This is a genomic window from Agromyces binzhouensis (genome assembly GCF_004135055.1).
GTDB classification, from domain to species: domain Bacteria; phylum Actinomycetota; class Actinomycetes; order Actinomycetales; family Microbacteriaceae; genus Agromyces; species Agromyces binzhouensis.
In genome coordinates, this window is the sequence record NZ_SDPL01000332.1 from 1 (window position 1) to 3,610 (window position 3,610).

General features: G+C 72.0%; 4 protein-coding genes. 3 read left to right on the forward strand and 1 reads right to left on the reverse strand.

The genetic code is table 11. The features are described from left to right. Positions 1-489: PLP-dependent aminotransferase family protein (locus tag ESO86_RS13590; protein ID WP_479722786.1), on the reverse strand; the 489-nt coding region annotated here is incomplete at its 3' end. Between the two features lie 152 nt (positions 490-641). On the opposite strand from ESO86_RS13590, the gene ESO86_RS13595 reads away from it, so the two are divergent. The 3 genes from ESO86_RS13595 to ESO86_RS13610 all read left to right on the forward strand — a co-directional run bounded on the left by ESO86_RS13595 (position 642) and on the right by ESO86_RS13610 (position 3,308). Next, positions 642-1,334 carry an iron-dependent transcriptional repressor DtxR gene (locus tag ESO86_RS13595; protein WP_129235495.1) on the forward strand — a complete coding sequence of 231 codons (693 nt, stop codon included), beginning with the start codon at positions 642-644 and terminating at the stop codon, positions 1,332-1,334. 393 nt (positions 1,335-1,727) lie between these two features. Next, positions 1,728-2,471 carry a C40 family peptidase gene (locus tag ESO86_RS19795; protein WP_242492370.1) on the forward strand — a complete coding sequence of 248 codons (744 nt, stop codon included), beginning with the start codon at positions 1,728-1,730 and terminating at the stop codon, positions 2,469-2,471. A gap of 339 nt (positions 2,472-2,810) precedes the next feature. Next, the gene (locus tag ESO86_RS13610) at positions 2,811-3,308 is read left to right on the forward strand and encodes an HNH endonuclease (protein WP_129235496.1); all 498 of its coding nucleotides are present in this window, start codon (positions 2,811-2,813) and stop codon (positions 3,306-3,308) included. Positions 3,309-3,610: the final 302 nt, after the last annotated feature.

Genomic DNA, 3,610 nt, shown 5'->3' on the forward strand with positions numbered 1-3,610 from the left:
CGCGTCGCCGGCGACCCGACGGACGGGCGCCTGGACGCCGGTCGACGTCTCGTTCTGCGGCCAGCCGTAGACGTCGACGCCCTCGAGCGGCACGGCGTCGACCCGGGACCCCGGCTCGGCCTTCCGGACGTCGGGCGCCTCGAGCCACGGCGCGGCGGCGGCCTTGGCGAACTTCGCGCCGAACTCGCCGAACGAGCAGAGCTGCGCGCGACGCTCGACGAGGCCGAACGCCGCGGCGTCCCAGAACGCGGTCGAGCCGCCGTTGCCGAGCACGACCTCGTAGCCGTCCGGGAGGGAGTAGAGGTCGGCGATGCCCTGCCGAACCCGGCCGACGAGCTGCTTCACCGGCGGCTGCCGGTGCGACGTGCCGAGCAGGCTCGGGCCGACCTCGGCGAGGTGCGCGAGCTGCTCGGGCCGCACCTTCGACGGGCCGCAGCCGAAACGGCCGTCGGCGGGCAGGAGCGACGAGGGGATCACGAGCTCAGGCATGGTCCGATCTTAGGCGCGGCGCGTTCGCCATGGCGGCGGATGACGCGGGGTCCGACGTTCGTCGCGTCCACCCTCGGGGCCCGACGGCATGTCGGCTGCGGCCAGTAGTCTGTTCTGATGCACGAGGCGCCCGACGGCCGAGGGGGAGCGAATTGACCGACCTCATCGACACGACCGAGATGTACCTGCGCACCATCCTCGACCTCGAGGAGGAGGGCATCGTGCCGCTCCGCGCCCGCATCTCCGAGCGACTCGGGCACTCCGGTCCCACCGTGTCGCAGACGGTCGCGCGGATGGAGCGGGACGGGCTCGTCGTCGTCTCGGGCGACCGCCACCTCGAGCTCACGACCGACGGGCGCCAGAAGGCGGTGCACGTGATGCGCAAGCACCGGCTCGCCGAGCGCCTGCTCGCCGACGTGATCGGCCTCGACTGGGAGTACGTCCACGAGGAGGCGTGCCGCTGGGAGCACGTGATGAGCGAGCACGTCGAGCGTCGCCTCGTCGAGATCCTCGGCCAGCCGACGCACTCGCCCTACGGCAACCCGATCCCGGGGCTCGAGGAGCTCGGGGTCGAGCCCGCGGCGCCGTTCATGCAGGGCGTGCGGAACGTGCTCACCGCCCTCGACGAGGGCGACGGTGCCGCCGACGGCGTGATCCGCAGGCTCGCCGAGCCCGCGCAGTTCGAACCGGAACTGCTCGGTCGGCTGAAGGCGGCCGGCGTGCTGCCGGGCACGAGGGTCTCGCTCCGCCGCGAGGGCTCCACCGTGGTGGTCTCCGTGGAGGGTCGCGACGACGCGCTGGCGCTGCCGTCGGAGCTCGCGGGCCACCTCTTCATCGGGGACTGATCCCGGCTCCGGTCCGCGACCGGAGCGTCCGTGATCCGGAGGTTTCGAATCCGTCAGTCGCCCCCGGCGCGGAACGCGGATTCCGGCGCTCCGTGACCGAAATGTGACAATCGACGAGCTCTCGCGTATTGTCGATCGAGTCCGCCGGCGACAAGCCAGTCGGAGGAACAGGGTCGAGACGCCTCCCGCGCTCACCGCTCGGCCCCGATACCCGTGACGCGCCCCCAAGCGCACAGGTGAGACGGAGCTTCGGCATCGTGGGGCGGAGGACACGTTTTGGCTCGATTCCCCCGGCGCCGTTCAGGCGCGATCACCGCCCCCAAGCCCAGGACCGGCACCGCACTCGTGCGTCGCGCGACCCCGTCCGCATCGGAGGCCGCGACGGATGTCGCAGTGGAGGCGACGCTCCGGAAGGACTCGCTCGGTCGACGTCTCCGCCGTGGCAGCGCGAAGAACGTGATGGTCATGTCCGTTGCGGCCGGCCTCGTCGGCACGCTCGCCATCCCCGCGTACGCGTTCGCTCCCGGGAGCGACGGCATCCAGTTCGGCGCCACCGCGCAGACGCAGCTGACCAAGGCGGCCCCGCAGGACGTGGAGGTGGCGGAGGACGTCATCGCCGCACCGATCTCGGAGGACGGCTACGACGCCGTCTCCGGTGAGGAGATCCGCGCCGCCGAGGAGGCCCAGCGCGCCGCCGAGGAGGCCGCCGCCGCCGCCGAGGCCGCCCGCCAGGCCGCCGCCCAGGAGATGACCTCCTACGCCGCGGCCGCGAGCGAGTACACCCCCGCCGCCGTCTACGGCTCGGCGGACCCCGCCAGCGTGTACTCGGTCGCCCAGCAGTACCTCGGCGTCCCCTACGTCTACGGCGGCGCGACGCCGGCCGGCTTCGACTGCTCCGGCCTCGTCCAGTACGTCTACGCGCAGTTCGGCATCAGCCTCCCGCACTCGTCCGCCGCGCAGGGTGCCGCCGGCACGCAGATCCCCGTCTCCCAGGCGGTCCCCGGCGACCTCGTGGTCATGAGCGGCCACATCGGCTTCTACGCCGGCAACGGCATGATCCTCCACGCGCCCTACGAGGGCACGGTCGTCCGAGTGCAGCCGATCTGGACGAGCAACTACTGGATCGTGCGGATCTGACGTGTGAACAGCGCATGAAGCGCGACACGAATGGCGTGCCGGGAGGACCCGGCACGCCATTCGTGTCGTAGCCTTGATCCTGACGATTCCGAATACCGGGTAGGGGAAGTCCGATGGTCGGTCCACGCAGCAGCACCCATTCCGCGGGTGCGCGCGTGCTCTACGACCAGCGGCGCAGTAGTCAGCCGAGTCGCGACCGCGCCGGGATGCCGACGGGCACTGTCTTCATGACGGTGCCCGTTTCGCGTCTCCGGGACGGTTCCGCTCGCCCCGCGGCATCCGGATCGTCCTTCCCTTCACGCTGCTGGAAGCCATCCAGCACCGATCGAAAGGCACCTCATGCGCACGCTCGTGCTCAACGCCGGATATGAGCCCCTCGCGGTCGTGTCGTTCAAGCGCGCCCTCCTGCTCGTGATGAACGAGAAGGCCACCGTGATCCTGCACGACGAGGGCAATCCGGTGCACGGGGCGAACGGCGAGTGGGTCCGTCCCAGCGTCATCCTGCTCACCCGCTACGTGCGGACGCCGCGCGTGCACCAGGTGCCGGTCAGCCGACGGGGGGTGCTCCGGCGCGACGAGCACCGTTGCGCCTACTGCGGCAAGTCGGCGGGGACCATCGACCACGTGCTGCCGCGATCGCGCGGCGGGCGCGACACGTGGGAGAACCTCGTCGCGTGCTGCCTGCGATGCAACAACTCCAAGGGCGACCACACCCCGGCCGAGATGGGCTGGACGCTCCGGATTACTCCCCGCATGCCGCACGGGCGTGGATGGGTGGTGCGCGGGTTCGAGCGGCCGCTCCCGCAGTGGAGCGACTACCTCGAGCGCGCCGCCTGACACGCGCCTCGGCGCGCCGAGGCGCCGCGCGGTGACAAGCGCTCCGGCCGTGCCCTAGGGTGGTACGAGTCCGGAGCACCCCCGGCTCCGGAGAACCCGCAACGCCCCCGCTTCCGCCTCCCCCCGAGCCGGCGCGGGACCGGAGGTACACGATCCTTGTACGGTGACGACGCGCACGGCCAGCCCCCGGGCCTGCGGCCCCGACGCCACTCAGCGCTGCCCGCAGACGGGTCCGCGAGCTGGTCGCCCGAGTACCGCGATGCCGCCCCGCGCCCGGATGCCGCGTCCGGCCCGCCCGTGAC